The sequence below is a fragment of the Microbacterium sp. K41 genome, from assembly GCF_004794395.1.
Classification (GTDB): Bacteria; Actinomycetota; Actinomycetes; order Actinomycetales; family Microbacteriaceae; genus Microbacterium; species Microbacterium sufflavum.
In genome coordinates, this window is the sequence record NZ_SSDO01000475.1 from 1 (window position 1) to 275 (window position 275).

General features: G+C 69.1%; 1 protein-coding gene. It reads left to right on the top strand.

Annotated features, from left to right (window positions below):
- A partial coding sequence (locus tag DW309_RS15805; protein WP_136045907.1) for a single-stranded DNA-binding protein occupies positions 1 to 275 on the top strand: 275 nt, incomplete at both ends.

The window sequence follows — 275 nt, forward strand, 5'->3', positions numbered from 1 at the left end:
AACCTCACGGCCGACCCCGAGCTGCGGTACACGCAGAACGGGCTGCCGGTGGCGAACTTCACCATCGCATCGACGCCGCGCAACTTCGACCGTGCCGCGAACGAGTGGAAGGACGGCGAAGCGCTGTTCCTCCGCGCGTCGGTCTGGCGCGAGTTCGCGGAGCACGTGGCGGGCTCGCTGACCAAGGGCATGCGCGTGATCGCGCAGGGCCGTCTGCGTCAGCGTTCCTACCAGGACCGCGAGGGCAACCAGCGCACCGCGATCGAGCTGGAGGT